The following is a 23,020-nucleotide window of genomic DNA, read 5'->3' as shown; positions in this document are numbered from 1 at the left end:
TACTTTTTATTTCTTCTTGTTAGCCACAGTCTTAACTGGACCTTTACGAGTACGTGCATTGTTTTTAGTATTTTGTCCACGTGTTGGTAAACCACGACGGTGACGAATACCTCTATATGATGCAATCTCCATTAAACGTTTGATGTTTAAGTTCACTTCACGACGAAGATCCCCTTCTACTTTGTATCCATCAACGCTTTCACGGATTCTACCTAACTCGTCTTCTGTTAAATCGCGCACACGAGTATCTTCAGAAACGTTAGCTTCTGCTAGAATTTTTTGTGCCGAAGTTCTACCAATACCATAAATGTAAGTTAATGCGATAACTACGCGTTTCTCACGTGGTACGTCTACACCTGCGATACGTGCCATTTATTACACCTCCATTTTCTTATCCTTGTTTTTGTTTGTGTTTCGGATTTTCACAAATTACCATTACTTTACCTTTTCTGCGAATAACTTTACATTTTTCACAAATGGGTTTAACTGATGGTCTTACTTTCATGTTTCTTACCTCCTAATTTAATATTGGAGTTCTTATTATTTATAACGATACGTAATGCGTCCACGAGTTAAATCGTAGGGACTCATTTCTACTGTTACTTTGTCGCCAGGTAGAATACGGATATAGTTCATACGAATTTTACCGCTAACATGCGCTAAGATCTCATGACCATTTTCTAATTCTACTTTAAACATTGCATTTGGTAAAGTATCAAGTACAGTACCTTCTAATTCAATTACATCTTGTTTAGCCATTATCAAATTCCCCCTTTTTATCAAGATTCCGAAATTCGAGCGGTATATTTTTGCAAAACGTAACGTAATTTAGCGTCTGTTACAAAACCTGTTTCAGAAATACTCGATTTAATTTCAGGTGAGATAACATCACTTAGTATTAAATGCGACAGGTTCTTTTTCTTAGGATGTTTCATCTTCCGTTTATCTCCATCTGCAACAAGTACAAATCGTTGATCAATAATAGAAATAATTACTCCATATAGTCCTTTATCTTTGCCACGAGTTATCGTGACAATTTGACCAATGTTCGCTTGATTCAAACTGATCACATCCACGCTTGTATCTCACCAAAGAGGTGAATTCTAGGTAAACGATTAAAGCTTTTGTAAAACAGCTTCAACTTCAGCAGTAACATCCTTAATATCTTTCGAACCGTCAATATTAAATAATACACCTTGTTCAGTGTAAAAATCAACAAGTGGTTTCGTTTGTTTGATATTAACATCTAAACGATTTCGAACTGTTTCAGGATTGTCATCTGCACGTTGATATAATTTACCACCGTCGATATCACAGATACCTTCTACTTTAGGTGGATTAAATACTAAATGATAAGTTGTTCCACAAGTTTCACAAATGCGTCGTCCTGTCAGACGATTCATCAGCTCTTCTTCTTGAACGTCAATATTAACAACTGCTTCAATCTTGCGATCAGCTTCTGCTAACATGTCATTCAATGCAACAGCTTGTTCAACTGTTCTTGGAAAACCATCAAGTAAAAATCCGCGCTTAGCATCTTCTTCTAATAATCTTTCACGAACGATACCAATTGTCACTTCATCAGGAACAAGTTCACCGTTGTCCATAAAGCTTTTTGCCTTTTGTCCAAGTTCGGTGTTGTTCTTGATAGCAGCTCTAAACATATCTCCAGTAGAAATATGGGGAATCGGGTATTTCTTAATAATTTCACTCGCTTGAGTTCCTTTACCTGCTCCAGGTAAGCCCATTAAAATGATATTCATAAAATGCCCTCCAGACATTAACGTCTTTTGAATCCTCTATATTCACGCTGACCAAGTTGAGCTTTTAATTGTGCAATTGTTTCTAACGCTACCCCGATTACGATTAATAAACTTGTACCACCAATGCGTAGTGCCTGTGGTAGATTTAAGAAATCAGAAACGAGTAAAGGTAATACTGCAATTGCAGCTAAGAAAATTGACCCAACGAAAGTTAAGCGATAAAGAACTCTCGTAATATAGTTTTGTGTGTTCTTACCAGGACGAATACCTGGTACGTAACTACCTTGCTTTCTTAAATTATCTGCCATTTGTTCAGGATTAACCTGCACAAATGCATAAAAATAAGCAAATAAAATAATTAGTATCACATAAACAACCATACCAATTGGTTGTGCCGGATCAGAATGTGTCGCTAACGTCTTCGCCCACTCAGCTTTAGGGAACAATAACTGTAACGTCTTAGGTAGCATAAAGAATGCCATCGCGAAGATAACTGGAATAACACCTGCTGAATTTACTTTTAAAGGTAAAAAAGTAGCTTGTGGTGCTAAACGATTTGTCGTTGTTCTTTTTGCATATTGAATAGGAATCTTACGTATAGCTTGTAAGAAGAATACAGCGATTGCAGTTAAGATAATCATACCAACCAATATTCCGATTGCTTCTATAATCGCCATCGTCGTGTCATCAGCACCTACAAAACGTTGTTGATAATACTGAGTTAATGATGATGGAATAGATGATAGTATACCACCGAAGATAATAATTGAAATACCATTACCTACACCACGGACTGTAATTTGTTCTCCTAACCACATTAAGAATGCGGTACCAGCTGTTAATACAATAGCGATAAGTAGGAAGTTCCATACGTTTGAGTTGGTGATCAATTGACCTCCAAGCATATTGTTGAAACTATAGCTCATACCAAACCCTTGAATGAAAGCCAGTATAATCGTGAAGTAACGTGTAAACTGTGTTAGCTTTTTACGACCCACTTCACCTTGCTTTGACCATTCAGTAAATTTCGGGACGACATCCATCTGTAATAACTGAACTACGATTGATGCAGTGATATAAGGCATAATCCCCATCGCGAGTATTGAGAAGTTTTTAAGTGCACCACCACCAAAGGTATTGAACAAGTCAGTGATACCTTTGTTGGTTTGACTTTCAAATGCTGATGGATTAACACCAGGCACCGGAATATAAGTTCCGATTTTAAAGATAATTAACATTGCGAGTGTAAACATGATCTTGCTACGAATTTCTTTAGTTCTAAAGAAATTGATAAATGTTCTGAACATTAGATCACCTCAGTTGTTCCGCCCTTACCTTCGATTGCTTCTTTAGCAGAAGCTGAGAATTTGTGAGCTTTTACTGTTAATTTCTTAGATAATTCACCGTTTCCTAATACTTTGATTCCAGATTTTTCGTTAGAAACAACACCTGTTTCAATTAATAATGCTGGAGTAATCTCTGTACCATCTTCGAAACGATTTAATTGATCTAAGTTAACAATCGCATAGTCTTTACGGTTGATGTTAGTAAATCCACGTTTTGGTAAACGACGGAATAAAGGTAATTGTCCACCTTCGAAACCTAAGCGTACGCCTCCACCTGAACGAGCCTTTTGCCCTTTGTGTCCACGACCACTTGTTTTACCATTACCTGAAGCCATACCACGACCAACGCGGTTGCGTTCTTTACGAGCACCTTCAACTGGTTTCATTTCATGTAATTTCATTTCGGCACCTCCTTTTATTGATAATTATATTATAATTCTTTAACTGTCACTAAGTGACTTACTTTGTTAATTTGCCCACGAATCGCAGGGTTGTCTTCAACTTCTACTGATGAATGCATCTTAGTTAAACCAAGAGCTTTAACAGTTTTACGTTGTGTCTCAGGACGACCGATGATACTACGAGTGAGGGTGATTTGAATTTTAGCCATTTTGAATGCCCTCCTTAATTGTATAATTCTTCGACTGATTTACCACGTAATTTTGCAACATCTTCAGCAACTTTAAGTTCTTTTAAACCTTCAACAGTAGCGCGAACCATGTTGATTGGTGTGTTAGATCCTAAAGATTTAGAAAGAATGTCAGTAATACCTGCTAATTCTAACACGGCACGGACTGGTCCACCAGCGATAACTCCTGTACCAGGTGCTGCCGGCTTAATTAATACGCTTCCTGCACCAAATCTTCCTGTAACTTCGTGAGGTGTAGTACCTTTCACACGAGGAACAGTGATTAAGTTTTTCTTAGCATCTTCAATTGCTTTCTTAATTGCTTCTGGTACTTCTTGAGCTTTACCAGTACCGAAACCAACGCGACCATTTTTGTCACCGACAACAACTAAAGCAGTGAAACGCATACGACGTCCACCCTTAACAACTTTAGATACACGGTTGATCGTTACTACGCGTTCTTCAAATTCTTTAACTTCTTTTTCACGACGCATTAAGAGTTCCTCCTTTTATTAAAATTCTAGACCGTTTTCACGAGCTGCATCAGCTAATGCTTTCACACGTCCATGGAATAAGTATCCTCCACGGTCAAATACAACTGCTTTAACGCCTTTTTCAACTGCTAACTTTGCTACTGCTTCGCCAACTTTAGCTGCAGCTTCTACGTTAGAAGTTGTTTCAAGTCCTAAGTTTTTATCTTGTGTTGATGCTTGAGCTAAAGTTACACCTTTAACGTCATCAATCACTTGTGCATAAATGTGTTTGTTTGAACGATATACGTTTAAACGTGGACGCTCAGTAGTTCCAGCTAATCTGCTACGTACACGAGCGTGTCTTTTCATACGCACTTTATTCTTATCGATTTTAGTGATCATGAATATTCTCCTTTCCTATTTTAGAGATTACTTACCAGTTTTACCTTCTTTACGACGAACATATTCGCCTTCGTAACGAACCCCTTTACCTTTGTAAGGCTCTGGTGGACGAGTAGCACGGATGTTTGAAGCAATTGCTCCAACACGCTCTTTAGAAATACCTTCAACTTTTACTTTCGTGTTTTTATCTACTGATAAAGTAATGCCTTCTTCAGCCACGATTTCGATAGGATGAGAGTATCCAACGTTAAGGATTAAGTTTTTACCTTGCATTTGTGCACGGTAACCAACCCCGATTAATTCTAAGTTCTTTTCGAATCCTTTAGAAACACCTTCAACCATGTTTGCGATTAAAGCACGAGTAGTTCCGTGGATTGTTTTATGAGCTTTAGAATCAGATGGACGAACTACTTCTAAAGTATTGTCTTCTAATTTATATGTCATTTCTTCGTTAAATGTACGCGTTAATTCACCTTTAGGTCCTTTAACTGTAACAGTATTACCGTCGATTTTAATTTCAACACCACTTGGGATGTCAATAATCTTTTTACCAACACGACTCATTTGTCGGCACCTCCTTCTTTAATTAATTCTTACCAGATGTAAGCTAATACTTCTCCACCAATATTACGTTGACGCGCTTCTTTATCAGTTAATACACCTTCAGAAGTTGAAACTAATGCAATACCTAAACCATTTAAGACTTTTGGTAATTCATCAGCTTTAGCGTAAACACGTAAACCAGGTTTTGAAATACGTTTTAAACCAGTGATAACACGTTCGTTGTTAGCACCGTATTTTAAGAACATACGGATAACACCTTGTTTGTCATCTTCGATATATTCAACACTTTTTACGAATCCTTCACGTTTAAGGATTTCAGCAATTTCTTTTTTGATGTTTGATGCAGGTAATTCTAATTTCTCGTGACGTACCATGTTTGCGTTACGTACGCGAGTTAGCATATCTGCGATTGGATCTGACATAGTCATTTAAAATATCCTCCTTTCAGGTTTGAATTTTACCAGCTTGCTTTTTTAACGCCAGGTATCTGACCTTTATAAGCTAATTCACGGAAACAAATACGGCAAAGTTTGAATTTGCGTATTACTGAGTGCGGACGTCCGCAACGTTCACAACGAGTATATTCTTGTACTTTAAACTTTTGTTTACGCTGTTGTTTAGCGATCATTGATTTTTTAGCCACTAAATTTAGCCTCCTTTTATATTAGAGATTACTTTTGAAATGGCATACCGAATTGTGTTAACAATTCACGAGCTTCCTCGTCAGTGTTAGCAGTCGTTACGATAACAATATCCATTCCACGTGTTTTACTTACTTTATCATAATCGATTTCAGGGAAAATTAATTGTTCTTTTACACCTAATGTGTAGTTACCGCGACCATCAAACGCTTTGTTTGAAATACCACGGAAGTCACGTACACGAGGTAATGAAACGTTAACTAATTTATCAAAGAATTCATACATTCTTTCGCCACGTAAAGTAACTTTAGCCCCGATAGGCATACCTTCACGTAAACGGAATGTTGCGATTGATTTTTTTGCTTTAGTAACCATTGGTTTTTGACCTGTGATTGCTTGTAGTTCTTCAACTGCTGAGTCTAAAACTTTAGAGTTTTGAACTGCATCACCGATACCCATGTTTACTACGATTTTTTCAATTTTTGGCACTTCCATGATTGATGAGTATTCAAACTTTTTCATCATTTCAGGAGTGATTTCATTTAAGAATTTTTCTTTTAAACGTGTCAATGTGAGAACCTCCTTCCAGATAATTATTTAATGATTTCTCCAGATTTCTTTGCTACACGTACTTTTTTACCGTCTTCTATCTTTGTACCAACACGTGTTGGTTTGTTTGTCTTTGGATCTAATAACATAACATTTGAAACATGAATTGCAGCTTCGAATTCTGTGATGCCGCCTTCAGGATTCATTTGAGTAGGTTTTTGGTGTTTTTTTACGATGTTAACACCTTCAACAACTACGCGATCTCTTTTAGGAAGTGCTTCAATTACAGTTCCTGTTTTACCTTTATCTTTACCTGTGATAACGATAACTTTGTCGCCTTTTTTAATATGCATGTCGTAGACACCTCCTCTTAATTAGTGTTTATTATAATACTTCAGGTGCTAATGATACGATTTTCATGAAGTTACCTTCACGTAATTCACGTGCAACAGGTCCGAAGATACGTGTTCCACGAGGTCCTTTGTCATCACGGATGATAACACAAGCGTTCTCATCAAATTTGATGTATGAACCGTCATTACGACGAACACCAGATTTAGTACGAACGATAACAGCTTTAACAACGTCACCCTTTTTAACAACGCCACCTGGTGTAGCATTTTTAACTGTACATACGATTACGTCACCAATGTTAGCTGTTTTACGGCCAGATCCGCCTAATACTTTAATAGTTAATACTTCACGAGCACCAGAGTTATCTGCTACTTTTAAGCGTGATTCTTGTTGGATCATTCGAGTTACCTCCTTTATCTAATTTCTTATTAAATGATTACTGATTCTTCAACAACTTCTACTAAACGGAAGCGTTTTGTAGCTGATAAAGGACGTGTTTCCATAATCTTAACGATATCGCCCATTTTAGCTGTATTGTTTTCATCATGTGCTTTGTATTTTTTAGAATACTTTACACGTTTGCCGTATAAAGAATGTGTTTTGTAAGTTTCTACTACAACTGTGATTGTTTTATCCATTTTGTCAGATACAACTTTACCTGTGTAGACTTTACGATTGTTTCTTTCGCTCACAAGAGTACCCTCCTATCAAAAATTATTTTTGTTCAGTTTTTTGTTGCTCGATTTCTCTTTCACGTACAACAGTTTTCATACGCGCGATTGATTTTTTAACTTCGCGAATACGTGCTGTATTTTCAAGTTGACCTGTAGCTAACTGAAAGCGTAGGTTGAAAAGTTCCTCTTTAAGCGACTTTACTTTAGTTTCAATTTCTGAAGTGGTTAAATCTCTAATTTCCTTAGCTTTCATTTGTGTCACCACCCAATTCTTCACGTTTTACAAACTTAGTTTTCACTGGTAGTTTGTGAGATGCTAAACGCAATGCTTCGCGTGCTACTTCTTCAGGTACACCCGCGATTTCAAACATAATACGTCCAGGTTTTACTACTGCTACCCATCCTTCAACTGCACCTTTACCAGAACCCATACGTACTTCTAAAGGTTTTTTAGTGTAAGGTGTGTGAGGGAAAATTTTAATCCAGACTTTTCCGCCACGTTTCATGTAACGAGTCATTGCAATACGAGCTGATTCAATTTGACGAGAAGTGATCCAAGCAGCTGTTGTTGCTTGTAAACCATATTCACCAAATGTTACTTCGTTTCCGCCTTTTGAACGACCAGTTGTTTTAGGTCTATGTTGACGACGGTATTTTACACGTTTTGGTAATAACATTATTATTTTCCTCCTTCACTAGACTTCTTTGTAGGAAGAACTTCTCCACGATAGATCCATACTTTAACACCAAGTTTACCGTAAGTAGTGTCTGCTTCAGCATGTGCATAATCGATGTCAGCACGTAATGTATGAAGTGGAACAGTTCCTTCTGAATATTGTTCAGCACGCGCGATGTCTGCGCCGCCTAAACGTCCTGATACTTGAGTCTTGATACCTTTAGCACCTAACTTCATAGCACGTTGGATCGCTTGTTTTTGAGCACGACGGAATGATACACGGTTTTCTAATTGACGTGCAATGTTTTCCGCTACTAATCTTGCATCCATATCAACTTTCTTAACTTCTACAACGTTAATGTGAACACGTTTACCAGTTAAGCTGTTTAAGTTGTTACGTAATTTTTCAATTTCTGAACCGCCTTTACCGATAACCATACCAGGTTTACCAGTGTGGATAGCGATGTTTACGCGATTTGCTGCGCGTTCGATTTCTACACGAGAAACAGAAGCGTCTTTTAAGTTTTCTTCGATATATTTACGAACTTTTAAGTCTTCATGTAATAAAGTTGCGAAATCTTTTTCTGCAAACCATTTCGCATCCCAGTCACGAATAATTCCGACACGAAGTCCGATTGGATTAATTTTTTGACCCACTGTATTCCCTCCTTAATGAGATATATTATTTTGCTTCTTCTTGAGCTTCAGTGTTTGAAGTTTTAACTTCTTTATCAGCTACAACGATAGTGATGTGGCTTGTACGTTTATTGATGGCACTTGCACGACCTTGTGCACGTGGACGGAAACGTTTTAAAGTTGGTCCTTCGTTTGCATAAGCTTCTTTAACAACTAAAGTATCGATATTCATATCATAGTTATGTTCTGCATTTGCTAATGCTGACATTAATAACTTTTCAACTACTGGTGATGATGCTTTATTTGTTAATTTTAAAATAGCAATAGCTTCCGCTACTTCTTTACCTCTGATAAGATCTAAAACTAATCTCACTTTACGAGGTGCGATTCTGATTGTTCTTGCAACCGCTTTTGCTTCCATGGTTATTCCTCCTTATCTGAAATTAGCGTTTAGTTTTCTTGTCGTCTGCACCGTGACCTTTGTAAGTACGTGTAGGTGCGAATTCTCCTAATTTATGTCCAACCATATCTTCAGTTACGTATACAGGTACGTGTTTACGACCATCGTATACTGCGATAGTGTGTCCAATAAAGTTTGGGAAAATTGTAGAGCGACGTGACCAAGTTTTGATTACTGTTTTTTTGCCGCCTTCCTCTAATGCTTCAACTTTTTTCATTAAGTGATCATCGATGAAAGGTCCTTTTTTAAGACTACGAGCCATTATGGCGCCTCCCTCATTCTTACTGCTACGTTAGCGGCTAGGCCGCTAACTTGAGTAAGTTATTATTATTTTTTACGTCCACGAACGATAAGTTTGTTAGAACGGTTTTTCTTCTTACGAGTTTTCTTACCAAGAGTTGGTTTACCCCATGGTGACATTGGAGATGGACGACCGATTGAAGTACGACCTTCACCACCACCGTGTGGGTGATCGTTAGGGTTCATTACAGAACCACGAACTGTAGGACGGATACCTTTCCATCTTGAACGTCCGGCTTTACCGATGTTGATTAATTCATGTTGTTCATTACCAACTTGACCGATTGTAGCACGGCAACTTGATAGAATCATACGAACTTCACCAGATTTTAAGCGAACTAATACGTATTTACCTTCTTTACCAAGTACTTGAGCACTTGCTCCAGCAGAACGTACTAATTGTCCACCTTTACCAGGTTTTAACTCGATATTGTGGATAACTGTACCAACTGGGATATTTTGAAGTGGTAAACAGTTACCTACTTTAATATCTGCTTCTGGTCCGTTAACTACTTGAGTTCCTACAGTTAAACCTTTAGGTGCGATGATGTAACGTTTCTCACCATCTAAGTAATGTAATAATGCGATATTTGCTGAACGGTTTGGATCGTACTCGATCGTTGCCACTTTCGCAGGGATACCATCTTTATTACGTTTGAAATCAATAATACGGTATTGACGCTTATGACCGCCACCTCTGTGACGTACAGTTAACTTACCTTGGTTATTACGTCCCGCTTTTCTCGGAAGGGGAGCAAGTAATGACTTTTCAGGTGACGTTGACGTAATTTCAGCGAAATCTGAACCTGTCATATTACGACGACCGTTTGTTATTGGCTTATAATGTTTAATTGCCATTGTCGTTTTACCTCCTTAATGGTAAATGTTTATTTTAGTTGAAGAAGTCGATTGAACCTTCTTTTAAAGTTACGATCGCTTTTCTTCTTTTGTTTGTGTAACCGTTGTAACGGCCAACACGTTTTTTCTTAGCTTTGTAGTTCATAACGTTTACTTTATCAACTTTTACATTGAAGATATCTTCAATTGCAATTTTGATTTGTGTTTTGTTAGCACGTGTATCTACATCAAAAGTGTATTTATCTTGTGCCATTTGTTCAGATGAACGTTCAGTGATAACGGGGCGCTTAATAATATCGCGATTTTCCATTAACCAAGCACCTCCTCTACTTTTTCAACTGCACCTTTAGTCATTACTACTTGGTTCGCATGAACGATATCTAATACGTTTAAGCCAGTAGTAGTAATAACAGTTACGCCAGGAATGTTACGTGCTGATAAAGCTACGTTTACATCTTCAGCTTCAACGACAAACAATACCTTTTTAGGTAATTCTAAAGTTGTTGTCATGTTTTTGAATTCTTTTGTTTTAGGAGCATCAAATGTTAATGATTCTAAAACTGTAAATGCGTTTTCTTGTACTTTCGCTGATAAAGCAGAACGTAAAGCTAAACGACGCATTTTCTTAGGCATTTTGTATGAATAACTTCTTGGTGTTGGTCCGAATACGATACCACCACCACGCCATTGTGGCGCACGGATTGTACCTTGACGTGCACGACCTGTACCTTTTTGTTTCCAAGGTTTACGTCCACCACCGCTCACTGCTGAACGATTTTTGACTGCGTGAGTACCTTGACGCATTGAAGCTCTTTGTAAGTTGATCGCTTCGAATAATACATGTTGATTAGGTTCGATTCCGAATACGTTATCGTTTAATTCGATTGAACCCGCTTTTGTTCCATCTACTTTTAATACATCATAATTAGCCATTATGTTATTTCCTCCTTTCGCAGATACTATTTATTACCTTTTTTAATTGAAGTTTGAATTTTAACTAAACCTTTTTTAGGTCCAGGAACATTACCTTTTACTAAGACAACGTTGTTTTCAGCGTCTACTTTAACGATTTCTAAGTTTTGCATAGTAACAGTATTACCACCCATACGGCCTGGTAATGCTTTACCTTTAAATACTTTAGAAGCGTCAGATGCCATACCCATTGAACCTGGGCGTCTGTGGTAACGAGAACCGTGACTCATTGGTCCACGTGACTGTCCGTGGCGCTTAATTGCACCTTGGAAACCTTTACCTTTAGAAACTCCTGTCACGTCAACAATGTCACCAATTTGGAATGTATCCACAGTGACTTCTTGACCTACTTCGTAAGCTTCAGTATCTACGTTTCTGAATTCACGAATGAAGCGCTTAGGTGCTGTGCCTGCTTTTTTAGCATGGCCTTCAGCTGGTTTCGTTGCAAATTTGTTTGATTTGCGGTCTGCTTTATAAGCTTGTTTGTCTTCAAAACCGATTTGGATTGATGAATAACCATCAACTTCTTCAGTTTTCTTTTGTAATACTACGTTTTGTGCTGCTTCTACTACTGTTACTGGAATTAATTCTCCGTTTTCACCGAAAACTTGAGTCATTCCTACTTTTCTTCCTAAGATTCCTTTGGTCATCGAAAGTCGCACCTCCTACTTTTTATTATAATTTGATTTCGATGTCTACACCTGATGGTAAGTTTAAGCCCATAAGAGCATCAACTGTTTTAGGTGTTGGGTTAACGATGTCGATTAAACGTTTGTGCGTGCGTTGCTCGAACTGTTCACGAGAATCTTTGTACTTATGAACGGCACGGATAATTGTGTAAACTGTTTTTTCCGTTGGTAACGGAATCGGTCCTGATACTTCTGCACCTGAACGTTTTGCAGTTTCTACGATTTTTTCAGCTGATTGATCGATAATGCGGTGATCATACGCTTTCAAACGAATACGAATTTTTTGTTTTGCCATAATTTTACCTCCTCTTGTACGTCTATTTTAGTTTGATAGACTTCTCCACGAAAATTGTCTCACACATCGCCATGGCAAAGCGGCCGGGTGTGTCAGTAACCTCTCGCTTCATCGCTTTTTAAAGTCCAACAGTAGATATAATACACGAATATTAGTCATTTAGCAATAGATAACTAGATATTTATAAAAAGTTTTTTGGAGAGTGTTAAAATAAGTTCGTCTGGGGGAATTCTATCAACTATTAAAAAAAGAATTCTACATATTATATAGAAGATATTATATCTTTAGGTAACTTCTAATACACTAAGCAGTACAATTCAATAGTTTATTATAACATGATATAATTAATGTAACAAAAGTATTTTTGTTACAAGTATATTACTAATGGAGGCTCATATATATGAAGCGAATGATGAAAATGACTTTGTTAACGCTCGGCATCATTATGTTATTGAAAGAAATATTTCTAGGAATCCCTGGTATTGGGGGTGCATATATTTTAAGCTTGGCATGGGCACCACTTGGTACGAATATTACGCTGTACTTTATTATGTTTTTGTTATCTGCACTCGACCGCTCTAATGAAGCTAGATTTTCATTATCCGTTATTGCACTTACAGGGTTGTTAGCGAACGCTTTCGCATTCTTCCCGATACTCGGAATGTTCATGCATTGGTTAATGGCGTTCTTAATGATTGCGTATATCTTTATCGTCATTAATACGAGAGAATATCGCGGAAATACGACTCACTATGATCCATACCGCAGTGGTGAGACTGTGAGAGATTATAATAAAGAAAATTAAAATAAGGCGCTCAGACATATGTCTGAGCGCCTTATTTTTAATGCTGTATAAACATAAAGTATAAAATAAATACTGCTGCCATGAAATACATTATTGGGTGAATCTCTTTTCTGCGATTTGCCATCAGCATCGTTATCGGATAGAAAATAAATCCACATGCAATACCCGTAGCAATCGAATACGTAAGTGGCATCATAATAATCGTTAGAAATGCAGGAACTGCAATTTCAAACTTGTGCCACTCTATTTTATTTAAGTTCGCTACCATTAATACACCTACGATTACTAGAGCAGGTGCAGTCACAGCACTCGTTACAACCGACATAAGAGGCGAGAAGAAAAGTGCTAACGCGAAACACAATGCCGTAATCACACTTGCAAATCCGGTTCTGGCACCTACTGCAACCCCTGCTGAAGATTCGATATATGAAGTTGTCGTAGACGTACCGAAAATGGCACCTACGATTGTCGCTAATGAATCAGCAAATAAAGAACGTCCTGCGCGCGGCAATTTGTTATCCTTCACTAGATTCGCCTGCGTTGCAACAGCAACGAGTGTACCCGCTGTATCAAAGAAGTCAATAAATAAGAATGTTAATACGATCACTAGAAATTGCAGGTTAAAGATTTGTTCTGGATGTGCAAATGCATCGAATGCTTTTCCGAACGTTGGTTCGATACTTGGTACTGAACCGACAATTTGCTTTGGTGCATCAATAAGTCCGAAGAGCATACCAAATATCGCTGTTAATACCATCCCGATAAAGATGCTTCCCGGAACGCGCTTTGCCATAAGAATAATTGTCAATGCAATGCCACCAACCGCTAATAATACATGCGGGTCATGGACATTACCTAATGATACTAAAGTCGCTTCATTCCCTTTTACAATGCCTGCACCTTTTAAACCTACAAAGGTAATAAAAAGACCTATCCCCGCTGATACCGCCATCTTCAGTTCGAAAGGAATTGCGTTGATAATCGTTTCACGTAAACCTGTCATCGTCAGTAATGCAAAGAATAATCCTGAGAATAGTACACCCGTTAAACCTGTCTGCCACGGAATGTTGTACTGTAATACGACTGTGAATGCAAAGAACGCATTCAATCCCATACCAGGGGCTAACGCAATCGGATACTTTGCAATCAGTCCCATAAATAAACAACCTACTATTGATGCAAGGATTGTCGCAACAAAGACCGCACCAGCATCCATACGCATACTATCCGGAATACCTTCAATACCAGCAAGCGATAGCATTGCAGGATTGACCGCTAATATATATGCCATTGATAGAAATGTCGTTAATCCACCAAGTATCTCTCTCTTATAGTTTGTGCCTAATTCATCAAACTTAAAATAATTTCTCATTGTGCACTTCCCTTTTTTAATTTTTATACTTGTATAGTCTAATCTCAATGTTCGGAAAAATCAATACATTTTTACGAATATTAATTTTAATATTCGTATTTTAATCATTTTTCTTATCGTAAAGTCCTATCCTTTAAACTTTTTATAGTTATTATGTCTTAATCATATAAAAATTGCATATAGATCATTAGAATGTTTTTTCGGTATATATTCAGGGAATAAATTATATAAATAATTAAAGGAGGAATTATAATTATGAAATTTAAAATATTAAGTTTAATCCTATCTTCAGCTTTAGCACTTGCTGCATGTAATAATGACACAAATGATGTTGAAAAATCTCCAAAGGATGAAACTAAACAGGAACAGCAATCAGAAACTACTGATACTAAAGCGACAGATACAAATGATAAAGATGATAACAACGATGAAGATAATGATGCAAAACAAGAAGGCGAAAGCAGTACAGAAGATTCAGATGACGTGGATAATAAAGATGAAGCGACTGAAGCAGATGATGATAATGACAAAGATGAAGCTTCTATTAAACTAGATGACATTAAACTTTCACCAGAAGAAGCAATTAAAACAGCACAGAAGAAAGTTGATGGTGATTTAGAAAGCATTTCATTCGACCATGATATGGGCCAATGGGTTTACAAAATTTCCTTAATCGATACAAACAAAAAGACTCATGAAATCAAAGTAAACGCTGAACAAAACAAAATTATCTCTTCTGAAGTAGAAGATGATAAAGATAACGAAAAAACATTTGATTACGGTGAGTTTGTGCCTGCTGATAAAATTATTAAAGCAGCACAAAAAGTTTACAATGGTGAGATTAAAGAATGGTCACTTGATCATGATGATGGAAAATTTAAATATAATGTTGAGTTAAAAGGACAAGATGGCAAAACGAAAGAGTTTGAACTTGATGCTAAAGATATGAAAATCTTATCTCAAGATGCATAAAAAAGATGCTGAGACATTCGTCTCAGCATCTTTCTTTTCATTGATTATATTAATCCAATCCATTTCCAATAAGTTGCGCTAAAGAGCAGGATAAGTAAATAGCCAATAATGGTTAAAGGTATCCCTGACTTCAAGAAATCTTTAACCGTGAATGTACCTGTACCGTATGCAAGCATATTCTGTGGCGCTGATACCGGTAACAGGAACCCAAAACTAATAACAAATTGTTGTATTAATACGAATCCAACCGCATTATCCTTTAATCCTAATGTACTTGTAAGTGCAATAAACACTGGTATAAGTGCACTTGATAAGCTTGTTGCACTTGCGAATCCTAAATGAATCAGAATATTAAATATCGTAATTAAAGCAATTGTAGCAAGTAATGGCAAATGCTCTAACCCCATCAATCCAAAAGTCTTATCACTGAGCCACTGCGCCCCAGTCGTTTGCAGTAATAAATTCCCTAAGGATATCCCAATCGCAAATACTATAATTGTTCCCCATGGAATCAATTTTTCTACATCGCTCCACGAGAAGATACCAATCTTCGGAGTGAGCATAATAGCTAACGCAATTAAAGTAATCGATGAAGAATCAATTGGATGAAACTTACCTTCAGTTGCCCAGAACAAGAGCAATGCTACTGAGATTGCAATTAATCGCCATTCTTTCGGAGTTACCGGTCCAAGTTCCGCTAGCTGTGCCTTTACAAGTTCCTTTCCACCTTCAATTTCTTTCGTTTCAGGTTTAATCAAATTGATCATAACAAAGTATAAGACAATCGACATAATAATGGACCACGGTGCCGCATACATAAACCACTGACCCCAAGAGATATCTTCGTTAAAGGTTTTATTGATAAAGCCCATAGCAACCATATTTTGAGCGGCTCCCGTCTTAATACCGATATTCCATATAGACACAGCTTGAACAGCGGTAATCACAAGCAATGCTGCCAGGCGGGATTCTTTCTTAGCACCAAACGCTGTAACCATACCAAGCAGAATCGGTACGACAGCACCTGCACGTGCAGTTGCTGAAGGAACGAAAAATGCAAGAATGATGGAAACAATGATAGAACCTGCGACAACTGCATTCGTTTTATTCCCTACTACTGAGAGCACTAAAAGCGCAAGACGTTTATGCAAGTTTGTCACTTGCATGGCTGTCGCTAAGAACAGTGCAGCTGCAACGAGCGCTACTGCTGAACTTGAAAATCCACTAAATGCAATCTTTAATGCATTCTGTGTACCGAACAAGGCATCCTCAGTTAACGGTTTACCTGCAGCCATCGGATTACCCATCGATGGCCCAAGTTTCTCAATCGGACTAAATCCAATTAGCAGGAGGATTAAAGCAACGATCATCGTACTTGAAACAGGATAACTCACCGCTTCAGTCACCCACATAATAACAGCGAAAGCAAGGATTGCAAGTGCCATCTTACCCATCACTGGTAAAGAAGCAGGTGTCGGTAGTAATACGATCGTAATCAATACAAGAAAGCTCAAGACAATCCAAATTGGTTTAAGATTCTTCTTTTGTTTTACGTTTTCCATAGATACACCCCCTATTTTATTCACTTCTATTTTAACAATTTGTGAAGTGTTGAACAATAAGTATTTAATTTACTTATAAATTTAAGTTTTTGAGTGCATCGGCAAAAGGATTATTGATTGGCTCTTCTTTCTTCATATATTTATTGATTTCTTTTTTCGATACTTTTCCTGTCTTCTTTGAATTGAAGCGTTTATCCATCTGTTCTTGCGTTTCTCTAAATCCACATACACAACTGTACATTGCTTTTGGCCCTTTACCATGTAGCGTCAGCTTCTTCTTACATTCTGGGCAACGCGCATTCGTTTTACGCTGAACATTCTTCTTCGTGCCGCACGTTGGATCTTGGCAGACAAGCATCTTGCCGTTACGCGTTTTTTTCTCTAACATAAACTTACCGCAAGTCGGGCATTCTGTACTCGTTAAGTTATCGTGTTTAAATTTCTCATCACTCGATTTAATTTCAGCAATGATTTCTTTTGTGAAATCTATCATCTCATGCATAAATTGTTTTCTTCCATACTTATTTTTTTCAATGCGTGTTAATTTATATTCCCAGTCTGCTGTAAGTTCGGGTGACTTGAGTGCATCAGGTGCAAGTTCTAATAACTGACGTCCTTTGTTCGTCACTTTAATATTGCCGTTATTGTTTTCTATCGCATTTAAGTTATAAAGCTTCTCAATAATATCTGCTCGTGTCGCTACTGTTCCAATACCACCTGCAGACTTTAATGTCGACGTACTCTCCTTATCGATATTAAAGATAGATGCCGGGTTCTCCATCGCTTTAAGTAATGTCCCCTCATTTAAATAAGCTGGGGGCTGTGTTTCACCGGTTGTCTTCTTCAGGCTGACAGAACTTAATGTTTCTCCTTTACGGTACGCGTTATAACGCTCAAGGGATGACTGTTCATACAATGCTTTAAATCCAGCTTTCACAGTCGTCTCGGTTTTAAGCGTAAATATTTCTTTTCCAATCTGTACAGTAATGGTTTCTTCTTTATATATATGGGGTTCCATTAAATTGCTTAAGAAACGTTCCGCAATAAGTAAATATATATTCTTTTCTCTTGCTCCAAGTGTCTCTAAATTCGCTCTAATCTCAGTCGGAACAATGGCATGGTGATCTGATACTTTCGCATTATTAACAAAGTGACTGGCACCTTTAATTTGTGTCTTTAGTAATTTCACGACTTGCTCTTTATACGGCGTAGCACCAAGGGATGCGACACGTTCTTTAAGTGAGCTTTCCATATCTGTCGTTAAGTAATTTGAATCTGTTCTTGGATATGTTACATATTTATGGGTCTCGTATAGACTTTGCATCGCGTTCAATGTTTCTTTCGCTGAATATTTGAAGCGCTTATAAGCGTCCTGCTGCAAACTCGTTAAATCATAGAGTTTTCCAGGATAGCGTTTCTTTTCTTTAGAGACTACATCTTGAACAATGGCTTGCTTTCCTTGTATGTCTTTCAATAGTCCATCTACTTTTGATTCATCAAAGATTTGATTCCCGCTTTGCCACTTGAACTTATCACTTCTACTTATAAGCTCAATACTATAATATGTTTTCGGCTGAAATTTCTGCACTGCATCTTGGCGTATTTTGACCATCTGAAGCGTCGGCGTCTGTACACGACCTGTAGAAAGTTGTGCATCATATTTCGTTGTTAGTGCTCTTGTTGCATTAATCCCAACAATCCAATCCGCCTCGCTTCGTGCCATAGCTGCTTCATATAATCCTTGATACGCCTGCGCTGGTTTCAAATGTTTAAAGCCGTCCAGTATTGCTTTGTCTGTAACTGAGGATATCCAGAGACGTTTCATCGGTTTGTTTCCTTTACATTTCTCGATAATAAGGCGCGCAACAAGTTCTCCTTCACGTCCTGCGTCAGTCGCAATAATAATCTCATTCACATCTTGACGTTCAATCTGTGCTTTCACTGTATTAAATTGTTTACGGGTCTTACCAATAACAACCGTCTTCATACGCTCTGGTATAATGGGCAGCATATTTAAATCCCACTGTTTAAACTTTGCATCATACTGCTCGGGATCAGCATTTGTAACTAAATGTCCTAATGCCCAAGTGACGATATATTTGTCATTTTCCATATATCCATTTTTCTTTTGATTACATTTAAGTACACGTGCAATATCACGTGCGACTGAAGGTTTCTCTGCTAACACTACTGATTTCATAATATCCGTCCTCTATTCTTTAATAATCTTTATTATAACAGAATATATTTCATATGATTAAATTGAGATTTTAGGTACTATCTTGTATGCTTTACTTAAGGAGGATGGCGTATTAAATCGTTACATTTCCCAGATAATATTCATGCACTTGAAGACGCAAAAAGTTTACATCCACATATAACATCAAATCAATATAACACATGAAGTATTGTCAGCACACTTTAAGGAGTGATCACTTGAAAATCACACAAATGGAAGATATACACAAGACAGCAAAGTTCTTATATGACCTCAATCAGCATAACGAACATCACGTCGGATATATACTTTTGACATTACAAGGTATAGAAGAACAACTTCATCACATCAAAAAAGAAGATATGCTGCTCATTAAAGATGAAGAGGAAATCATCGCTGCATTTGGTATAGAGCCTATTAACGATAAAGAGGCGCACATTCTTGGTCCAATTACGAAACATACAGACAAAATAACATTGAATATGATCAAAGTGATGTGGCAAGATTTCCTTATAACACACCCTAGCTTGAAGACCTATTACTTCAGCCTGCATGAAGATCATCGTTTTGGCCAGACTGTTATGAAAAATTTACGAACGCAATATCTTGGAACGACATATACCATGACAACCCATCAAAATAAAACGACATCTCTCGTACCTCAAGTTATTAAATATAAACCTGTATATAAAAAGAGCTTTACAGAAATTATGAAAGATATGTATATAGACTATAAACCAATGCGTGATAAAATATTGAATTCTATCGGGAATAGTCATGAACTGTACCTCTATTTGAATGAAGGTATTGCTAAAGGCTTCATCTGGATGCAGATCAATGATGACGATAGCTGCGACATTCGATTCGTCTATACGCATTTACAATACCGTCATAAAGGCATTGGCCACGACCTTGTAACTTTCGCTGTAGACCATGCATTTAAAAAACATCACGCGACGAGTGTACAGCTTTCCGTGAAAAGTAAGCGGGAAAAAGATATAGCATTCTACGAGAAACTTGGATTCAAAAAAATAAATGAAATGAATCATTTTAAATATACTATAGAATAATTAAAGACCCTTAAATAATGTTCCGCCATTATTTAAGGGTCTCTTTGTGTATATCTACAAATCAAGTTTCAAAAGCATATGTTTTCTGAAACATCAACAGGGTAATTAATAATAAAAGGATAAAGGAGAATTTATGGATATATTAATTGCTTTGTTACCAGCATTACTATGGGGAAGTGTCGTCTTAATTAATGTTAAAGTAGGCGGAACCCCTTATGAACAAATTATGGGGACTGTCATCGGTGCCTTTATCATCGGCTCGATTACTTATATCATGGTTCAGCCAGAACTAAATACAAAAATTCTATTAGTCGGTATGGTTTCTGGTGCATTCTGGGCGTTTGGTCAAGGAAATCAGCTTAAAAGTGTTGAGCTTATCGGTGTTTCTAAGACAATGCCAATTTCAACAGGCTTACAACTCGTAGGTACAACGTTGATTTCAGTCATATTCTTCAACGAATGGAAGACCATGACTTCAATTATTCTCGGAGTTATAGCATTAACACTTTTAATTATCGGGGTCATGTTAACCTCACTAAAAGGTAAAGAAGATGACCAGACGAAAGGAAATCTTAAAAAAGCCCTCCCCATATTGTTAATCTCTACTTTAGGGTATGTAACTTATGTCGTTATCGGTCAGTTCTTCGGTGTCGAAGGCTGGAGCGCACTATTCCCTCAGTCAATCGGTATGGTTCTCGGTGGATTACTGCTTACTTTAAAGCATCATCCGAAGAAAAAAGCAATTGCAAAAAACATGTTCCCTGGTGTGTTATGGGCTTTAGGTAATATGGCAATGTTTTATTCTCAGCCTAAAGTGGGTGTAGCAACAAGCTTTTCATTCTCACAGATGCTTGTCGTAGTTTCGACACTCGGCGGGATCTTCCTGTTAAGAGAAAAGAAAACAAAGAAACAATATATCGGCATTGCCGCAGGAATTATGTTAATTATCATCGCAGCATTCCTACTAGGATATGCAAAACAATAAAGGAGTGAGATTTATGTATAAAGATTTAAAAGATAAAGTTGTCGTTATTACTGGCGCTTCAAGCGGTATTGGTAAAGCAATGGCAGAAAAGTTCGGCACGGAAGGCTGTAAAGTTGTGGTGAATTATAATTCAAGTGAAAGTGAAGCATTAGAAATTGCTAAAACGATTAAAAAGTCTGGTGGTGATGCGATTACAATTCAAGCCGATGTTTCTAAAGAAGACGAAGTCACTGCACTGGTATCAGAAGCAGTAAAACACTTTGGTACGATAGATATTATGATTAATAATGCTGGATTTGAAAAGGCAACACCTTCTCTTGAAATGTCAGCAGAAGATTTTAATCATGTCATGAATATTAACTTAACCGGTGCGTTTATCGGCAGCCGAGAAGCTGCTAAACATTTCACTGAATCAAATAAAAAAGGTGTCATCATTAATATGTCAAGTGTGCACGATGTTATCCCATGGCCAAATTATGTTAACTATGCTGCAAGTAAAGGCGGATTAAAGCTAATGATGGAAACGTTAAGCATGGAATTTGCCCCGCAAGGGATAAGAGTAAATAATATCTCACCAGGCGCTATCGTTACAGAACATACGAAAGAAAAATTTGCAGATCCTGCTACACGCGAAGAAACCGAAAGAATGATACCTATGGGCTTTATTGGGGAACCTGAACACGTTGCCAACGCGGCACTCTTTTTAGCAAGCGCACAGGCAGCCTATATTACGGGTACAACGCTCTATGTCGACGGCGGAATGACAAAATATCCTTCGTTTATGGGAGGAAAAGGATAAAGCGGCGCAAATGCCACTTTATCCTTTTATATATTTTTTTATAAGATTACCTTTTGAAAGATATATAAAATAATAATAGAAATAACGATTGTAATATTAGAGATCATCGCTATGAGCGGTAATGTTTTATACTTAAATTGTATTGCATAAGGAATGATTGCCACTCCTATAGGAAGTAGCCATCCAATAAGCAATGTTGTTCTGAACATTTCATTAAATGGTAACGTATAATAACATATCAACCCCGCAATAAGTCCAAATCCATAATGGAAACATAAATATTTAATTGCTAATGGTAAATAATATGTATCCACCTTAAAGTTTAAATATACGCCGAGCAATATCATGGATAAAGGCATGTTCGCCTGTGAAATTATTTTAAAGAATTCAATGATTTCACCTGGTATATGTATATCTAGTAAGTTTATCGTGAGCATGATGATATATGTCATAAGTGGTACTGTCTTCATTAAGCTCATAAGTAAATATCGGATGTCAAACGTGTCTCCACCTTCACTGAAATAATTTCCTACAAAATACGTAATACCAAACATACCGATGGAACCACCGATATCAAACATCCCAAAATATAATAATCCCTCTGCACCGAACATCTCACCAACTAGAGGATAGGCGAACAAGCCGATATTAAATGCCGCAGCCATCATTCCTACAGAACCTCTAATCTGATTATTGTACTTGAGAAATAGAATGATAACAATCAGTTTAGCGATAACAACATAGATTACCATAATTACAGGCAAGAGCATTAAAGAAGGTTCAATCTTAACGCTGCTTAATGTTACGATGACCAATGAGGGCAATGTTAAATTGAAGATAAGTTTAGCAATAACACCGCCTTCTTCTTCTTTTATATAGTTTAGGCGCTTCATTAAATATCCTGTTAATATTAAAGCGATAATCATTATAAATGTCTGTGTCACAAATCAGCCTTCT

General features: G+C 37.3%; 36 protein-coding genes. 5 read left to right on the top strand and 31 right to left on the bottom strand.

The genetic code is table 11. From position 1 onward, the window contains the following. Positions 1–6: 6 nt before the first annotated feature. From rpsM to rpsJ, 27 genes are all read right to left on the bottom strand, one after another. Positions 7–372, bottom strand: coding sequence for a 30S ribosomal protein S13 (rpsM, locus tag KYI10_01110; protein QYA33080.1), 366 nt, complete (start codon positions 370–372; stop codon positions 7–9). A gap of 19 nt (positions 373–391) precedes the next feature. After that, entirely contained in the window at positions 392–505 is a 114-nt protein-coding gene (rpmJ, locus tag KYI10_01105) for a 50S ribosomal protein L36 (protein QYA33079.1), read from the bottom strand. Between the two features lie 35 nt (positions 506–540). Next, positions 541–759: a translation initiation factor IF-1 gene (gene infA / locus KYI10_01100; protein QYA33078.1), complete on the bottom strand. Its 219-nt coding sequence runs from the start codon at positions 757–759 to the stop codon at positions 541–543. Positions 760–779: 20 nt separating this feature from the next. Beyond that, the gene (locus tag KYI10_01095; protein ID QYA33865.1) at positions 780–1,070 is read right to left on the bottom strand and encodes a KOW domain-containing RNA-binding protein; all 291 of its coding nucleotides are present in this window, start codon (positions 1,068–1,070) and stop codon (positions 780–782) included. Positions 1,071–1,115: 45 nt separating this feature from the next. Then, positions 1,116–1,763: an adenylate kinase gene (locus tag KYI10_01090; GenBank protein ID QYA33077.1), complete on the bottom strand. Its 648-nt coding sequence runs from the start codon at positions 1,761–1,763 to the stop codon at positions 1,116–1,118. Positions 1,764–1,780: 17 nt separating this feature from the next. After that, a complete protein-coding gene (secY, locus tag KYI10_01085; GenBank protein QYA33076.1) occupies positions 1,781–3,070 on the bottom strand; it encodes a preprotein translocase subunit SecY in 1,290 nt (429 codons plus the stop codon). Continuing rightward, entirely contained in the window at positions 3,070–3,510 is a 441-nt protein-coding gene (rplO, locus tag KYI10_01080) for a 50S ribosomal protein L15 (GenBank protein QYA33075.1), read from the bottom strand. The genes secY and rplO overlap by 1 nt, the downstream gene beginning before the upstream one ends. Before the next feature lie 29 nt (positions 3,511–3,539). Continuing rightward, positions 3,540–3,719 carry a 50S ribosomal protein L30 gene (rpmD, locus tag KYI10_01075; protein QYA33074.1) on the bottom strand — a complete coding sequence of 60 codons (180 nt, stop codon included), beginning with the start codon at positions 3,717–3,719 and terminating at the stop codon, positions 3,540–3,542. A 14-nt stretch (positions 3,720–3,733) separates the two neighbouring features. Next, entirely contained in the window at positions 3,734–4,231 is a 498-nt protein-coding gene (gene rpsE / locus KYI10_01070) for a 30S ribosomal protein S5 (protein QYA33073.1), read from the bottom strand. A gap of 18 nt (positions 4,232–4,249) precedes the next feature. Continuing rightward, positions 4,250–4,612 (bottom strand): 50S ribosomal protein L18, encoded by a 363-nt coding sequence (gene rplR / locus KYI10_01065; protein QYA33072.1) that lies wholly within the window; start codon positions 4,610–4,612, stop codon positions 4,250–4,252. A 27-nt stretch (positions 4,613–4,639) separates the two neighbouring features. Beyond that, positions 4,640–5,176, bottom strand: coding sequence for a 50S ribosomal protein L6 (rplF, locus tag KYI10_01060; protein QYA33071.1), 537 nt, complete (start codon positions 5,174–5,176; stop codon positions 4,640–4,642). Between the two features lie 29 nt (positions 5,177–5,205). Then, positions 5,206–5,604, bottom strand: a complete 399-nt coding sequence (gene rpsH / locus KYI10_01055) for a 30S ribosomal protein S8 (protein ID QYA33070.1) — start codon at positions 5,602–5,604, stop codon at positions 5,206–5,208. A gap of 29 nt (positions 5,605–5,633) precedes the next feature. Further along, a complete protein-coding gene (rpsN, locus tag KYI10_01050) occupies positions 5,634–5,819 on the bottom strand; it encodes a 30S ribosomal protein S14 (GenBank protein ID QYA33069.1) in 186 nt (61 codons plus the stop codon). Positions 5,820–5,847: 28 nt separating this feature from the next. Then, a complete protein-coding gene (rplE, locus tag KYI10_01045; protein ID QYA33068.1) occupies positions 5,848–6,387 on the bottom strand; it encodes a 50S ribosomal protein L5 in 540 nt (179 codons plus the stop codon). 23 nt (positions 6,388–6,410) lie between these two features. Further along, the gene (gene rplX, locus KYI10_01040) at positions 6,411–6,719 is read right to left on the bottom strand and encodes a 50S ribosomal protein L24 (protein QYA33067.1); all 309 of its coding nucleotides are present in this window, start codon (positions 6,717–6,719) and stop codon (positions 6,411–6,413) included. 31 nt (positions 6,720–6,750) lie between these two features. Further along, positions 6,751–7,119 carry a 50S ribosomal protein L14 gene (gene rplN / locus KYI10_01035; GenBank protein ID QYA33066.1) on the bottom strand — a complete coding sequence of 123 codons (369 nt, stop codon included), beginning with the start codon at positions 7,117–7,119 and terminating at the stop codon, positions 6,751–6,753. A gap of 29 nt (positions 7,120–7,148) precedes the next feature. Next, positions 7,149–7,412 carry a 30S ribosomal protein S17 gene (gene rpsQ, locus KYI10_01030; GenBank protein QYA33065.1) on the bottom strand — a complete coding sequence of 88 codons (264 nt, stop codon included), beginning with the start codon at positions 7,410–7,412 and terminating at the stop codon, positions 7,149–7,151. A 22-nt stretch (positions 7,413–7,434) separates the two neighbouring features. Next, positions 7,435–7,647, bottom strand: coding sequence for a 50S ribosomal protein L29 (gene rpmC / locus KYI10_01025; protein ID QYA33064.1), 213 nt, complete (start codon positions 7,645–7,647; stop codon positions 7,435–7,437). Next, on the bottom strand, positions 7,637–8,071 hold the full coding sequence (rplP, locus tag KYI10_01020) for a 50S ribosomal protein L16 (GenBank protein ID QYA33063.1): 435 nt from the start codon (positions 8,069–8,071) through the stop codon (positions 7,637–7,639). Before rplP ends, rpmC begins: the two co-directional genes overlap by 11 nt. 2 nt (positions 8,072–8,073) lie before the next feature. Further along, on the bottom strand, positions 8,074–8,727 hold the full coding sequence (rpsC, locus tag KYI10_01015; GenBank protein QYA33062.1) for a 30S ribosomal protein S3: 654 nt from the start codon (positions 8,725–8,727) through the stop codon (positions 8,074–8,076). 25 nt (positions 8,728–8,752) lie between these two features. Further along, complete coding sequence (rplV, locus tag KYI10_01010) at positions 8,753–9,127, bottom strand: 50S ribosomal protein L22 (GenBank protein QYA33061.1); 375 nt, start codon at positions 9,125–9,127, stop codon at positions 8,753–8,755. A 22-nt stretch (positions 9,128–9,149) separates the two neighbouring features. After that, on the bottom strand, positions 9,150–9,428 hold the full coding sequence (gene rpsS / locus KYI10_01005) for a 30S ribosomal protein S19 (GenBank protein QYA33060.1): 279 nt from the start codon (positions 9,426–9,428) through the stop codon (positions 9,150–9,152). Positions 9,429–9,493: 65 nt separating this feature from the next. Beyond that, on the bottom strand, positions 9,494–10,324 hold the full coding sequence (rplB, locus tag KYI10_01000; protein ID QYA33059.1) for a 50S ribosomal protein L2: 831 nt from the start codon (positions 10,322–10,324) through the stop codon (positions 9,494–9,496). A 34-nt stretch (positions 10,325–10,358) separates the two neighbouring features. Next, a complete protein-coding gene (gene rplW / locus KYI10_00995; protein ID QYA33058.1) occupies positions 10,359–10,634 on the bottom strand; it encodes a 50S ribosomal protein L23 in 276 nt (91 codons plus the stop codon). Further along, positions 10,634–11,257: a 50S ribosomal protein L4 gene (gene rplD / locus KYI10_00990; protein QYA33057.1), complete on the bottom strand. Its 624-nt coding sequence runs from the start codon at positions 11,255–11,257 to the stop codon at positions 10,634–10,636. The genes rplW and rplD overlap by 1 nt, the downstream gene beginning before the upstream one ends. Before the next feature lie 26 nt (positions 11,258–11,283). Beyond that, the gene (gene rplC / locus KYI10_00985; GenBank protein QYA33056.1) at positions 11,284–11,946 is read right to left on the bottom strand and encodes a 50S ribosomal protein L3; all 663 of its coding nucleotides are present in this window, start codon (positions 11,944–11,946) and stop codon (positions 11,284–11,286) included. A gap of 25 nt (positions 11,947–11,971) precedes the next feature. Further along, positions 11,972–12,280, bottom strand: a complete 309-nt coding sequence (rpsJ, locus tag KYI10_00980) for a 30S ribosomal protein S10 (protein ID QYA33055.1) — start codon at positions 12,278–12,280, stop codon at positions 11,972–11,974. 400 nt (positions 12,281–12,680) lie between these two features. Here rpsJ and KYI10_00975 point away from each other — a divergent pair, with 400 nt between their 5' ends. Then, entirely contained in the window at positions 12,681–13,085 is a 405-nt protein-coding gene (locus tag KYI10_00975; protein ID QYA33054.1) for a hypothetical protein, read from the top strand. Between the two features lie 37 nt (positions 13,086–13,122). On the opposite strand, the gene KYI10_00970 is transcribed toward KYI10_00975, so the two are convergent. Further along, entirely contained in the window at positions 13,123–14,457 is a 1,335-nt protein-coding gene (locus tag KYI10_00970; protein QYA33053.1) for an NCS2 family permease, read from the bottom strand. Between the two features lie 255 nt (positions 14,458–14,712). Here KYI10_00970 and KYI10_00965 point away from each other — a divergent pair, with 255 nt between their 5' ends. Then, complete coding sequence (locus tag KYI10_00965; protein QYA33052.1) at positions 14,713–15,429, top strand: PepSY domain-containing protein; 717 nt, start codon at positions 14,713–14,715, stop codon at positions 15,427–15,429. 44 nt (positions 15,430–15,473) lie between these two features. Here the strand turns inward: KYI10_00965 and KYI10_00960 are convergent, their stop codons facing one another. Both KYI10_00960 and KYI10_00955 read right to left on the bottom strand, forming a co-directional pair. Continuing rightward, positions 15,474–16,991 carry a DASS family sodium-coupled anion symporter gene (locus KYI10_00960; protein ID QYA33051.1) on the bottom strand — a complete coding sequence of 506 codons (1,518 nt, stop codon included), beginning with the start codon at positions 16,989–16,991 and terminating at the stop codon, positions 15,474–15,476. A gap of 73 nt (positions 16,992–17,064) precedes the next feature. Further along, positions 17,065–19,191: a DNA topoisomerase III gene (locus KYI10_00955; GenBank protein QYA33864.2), complete on the bottom strand. Its 2,127-nt coding sequence runs from the start codon at positions 19,189–19,191 to the stop codon at positions 17,065–17,067. Between the two features lie 236 nt (positions 19,192–19,427). Here KYI10_00955 and KYI10_00950 point away from each other — a divergent pair, with 236 nt between their 5' ends. The 3 genes from KYI10_00950 (at position 19,428) to KYI10_00940 (ending at position 22,063) form a co-directional block, all read left to right on the top strand. Next, a complete protein-coding gene (locus KYI10_00950) occupies positions 19,428–20,279 on the top strand; it encodes a GNAT family N-acetyltransferase (protein QYA33050.1) in 852 nt (283 codons plus the stop codon). Positions 20,280–20,412: 133 nt separating this feature from the next. Beyond that, complete coding sequence (locus KYI10_00945; GenBank protein ID QYA33049.1) at positions 20,413–21,264, top strand: GRP family sugar transporter; 852 nt, start codon at positions 20,413–20,415, stop codon at positions 21,262–21,264. Between the two features lie 13 nt (positions 21,265–21,277). Next, entirely contained in the window at positions 21,278–22,063 is a 786-nt protein-coding gene (locus KYI10_00940) for a glucose 1-dehydrogenase (GenBank protein ID QYA33048.1), read from the top strand. 38 nt (positions 22,064–22,101) lie between these two features. Here KYI10_00940 and KYI10_00935 read toward each other — a convergent pair whose 3' ends face one another. Then, positions 22,102–23,007, bottom strand: a complete 906-nt coding sequence (locus KYI10_00935; protein ID QYA33047.1) for an AEC family transporter — start codon at positions 23,005–23,007, stop codon at positions 22,102–22,104. Between the last annotated feature and the right edge of the window lie 13 nt (positions 23,008–23,020).

This window comes from Macrococcus sp. 19Msa1099 (assembly GCA_019357535.2).
Taxonomy (GTDB): domain Bacteria; phylum Bacillota; class Bacilli; order Staphylococcales; family Staphylococcaceae; genus Macrococcoides; species Macrococcoides psychrotolerans.
The sequence above is the reverse complement of the archived record's forward strand: the minus strand, read 5'-3'. Positions and strand labels throughout refer to the sequence as shown.

What these genes read in the sequence shown, in the direction of transcription:
- rpsM (QYA33080.1), bottom strand. Translation starts at nt 372, where the DNA reads ATGGCACGTATCGCAGGTGTAGACGTACCACGTGAGAAACGCGTAGTT.
- rpmJ (QYA33079.1), bottom strand. Translation starts at nt 505, where the DNA reads ATGAAAGTAAGACCATCAGTTAAACCCATTTGTGAAAAATGTAAAGTT.
- infA (QYA33078.1), bottom strand. Translation starts at nt 759, where the DNA reads ATGGCTAAACAAGATGTAATTGAATTAGAAGGTACTGTACTTGATACT.
- KYI10_01090 (QYA33077.1), bottom strand. Translation starts at nt 1,763, where the DNA reads ATGAATATCATTTTAATGGGCTTACCTGGAGCAGGTAAAGGAACTCAA.
- secY (QYA33076.1), bottom strand. Translation starts at nt 3,070, where the DNA reads ATGTTCAGAACATTTATCAATTTCTTTAGAACTAAAGAAATTCGTAGC.
- rplO (QYA33075.1), bottom strand. Translation starts at nt 3,510, where the DNA reads ATGAAATTACATGAAATGAAACCAGTTGAAGGTGCTCGTAAAGAACGC.
- rpmD (QYA33074.1), bottom strand. Translation starts at nt 3,719, where the DNA reads ATGGCTAAAATTCAAATCACCCTCACTCGTAGTATCATCGGTCGTCCT.
- rpsE (QYA33073.1), bottom strand. Translation starts at nt 4,231, where the DNA reads ATGCGTCGTGAAAAAGAAGTTAAAGAATTTGAAGAACGCGTAGTAACG.
- rplR (QYA33072.1), bottom strand. Translation starts at nt 4,612, where the DNA reads ATGATCACTAAAATCGATAAGAATAAAGTGCGTATGAAAAGACACGCT.
- rplF (QYA33071.1), bottom strand. Translation starts at nt 5,176, where the DNA reads ATGAGTCGTGTTGGTAAAAAGATTATTGACATCCCAAGTGGTGTTGAA.
- rpsH (QYA33070.1), bottom strand. Translation starts at nt 5,604, where the DNA reads ATGACTATGTCAGATCCAATCGCAGATATGCTAACTCGCGTACGTAAC.
- rplX (QYA33067.1), bottom strand. Translation starts at nt 6,719, where the DNA reads ATGCATATTAAAAAAGGCGACAAAGTTATCGTTATCACAGGTAAAGAT.
- rplN (QYA33066.1), bottom strand. Translation starts at nt 7,119, where the DNA reads ATGATCCAACAAGAATCACGCTTAAAAGTAGCAGATAACTCTGGTGCT.
- rpmC (QYA33064.1), bottom strand. Translation starts at nt 7,647, where the DNA reads ATGAAAGCTAAGGAAATTAGAGATTTAACCACTTCAGAAATTGAAACT.
- rplP (QYA33063.1), bottom strand. Translation starts at nt 8,071, where the DNA reads ATGTTATTACCAAAACGTGTAAAATACCGTCGTCAACATAGACCTAAA.
- rplV (QYA33061.1), bottom strand. Translation starts at nt 9,127, where the DNA reads ATGGAAGCAAAAGCGGTTGCAAGAACAATCAGAATCGCACCTCGTAAA.
- rpsS (QYA33060.1), bottom strand. Translation starts at nt 9,428, where the DNA reads ATGGCTCGTAGTCTTAAAAAAGGACCTTTCATCGATGATCACTTAATG.
- rplB (QYA33059.1), bottom strand. Translation starts at nt 10,324, where the DNA reads ATGGCAATTAAACATTATAAGCCAATAACAAACGGTCGTCGTAATATG.
- rplW (QYA33058.1), bottom strand. Translation starts at nt 10,634, where the DNA reads ATGGAAAATCGCGATATTATTAAGCGCCCCGTTATCACTGAACGTTCA.
- rplD (QYA33057.1), bottom strand. Translation starts at nt 11,257, where the DNA reads ATGGCTAATTATGATGTATTAAAAGTAGATGGAACAAAAGCGGGTTCA.
- rplC (QYA33056.1), bottom strand. Translation starts at nt 11,946, where the DNA reads ATGACCAAAGGAATCTTAGGAAGAAAAGTAGGAATGACTCAAGTTTTC.
- rpsJ (QYA33055.1), bottom strand. Translation starts at nt 12,280, where the DNA reads ATGGCAAAACAAAAAATTCGTATTCGTTTGAAAGCGTATGATCACCGC.
- KYI10_00975 (QYA33054.1), top strand. Translation starts at nt 12,681, where the DNA reads ATGAAGCGAATGATGAAAATGACTTTGTTAACGCTCGGCATCATTATG.
- KYI10_00970 (QYA33053.1), bottom strand. Translation starts at nt 14,457, where the DNA reads ATGAGAAATTATTTTAAGTTTGATGAATTAGGCACAAACTATAAGAGA.
- KYI10_00965 (QYA33052.1), top strand. Translation starts at nt 14,713, where the DNA reads ATGAAATTTAAAATATTAAGTTTAATCCTATCTTCAGCTTTAGCACTT.
- KYI10_00960 (QYA33051.1), bottom strand. Translation starts at nt 16,991, where the DNA reads ATGGAAAACGTAAAACAAAAGAAGAATCTTAAACCAATTTGGATTGTC.
- KYI10_00955 (QYA33864.2), bottom strand. Translation starts at nt 19,191, where the DNA reads ATGAAATCAGTAGTGTTAGCAGAGAAACCTTCAGTCGCACGTGATATT.
- KYI10_00945 (QYA33049.1), top strand. Translation starts at nt 20,413, where the DNA reads ATGGATATATTAATTGCTTTGTTACCAGCATTACTATGGGGAAGTGTC.
- KYI10_00940 (QYA33048.1), top strand. Translation starts at nt 21,278, where the DNA reads ATGTATAAAGATTTAAAAGATAAAGTTGTCGTTATTACTGGCGCTTCA.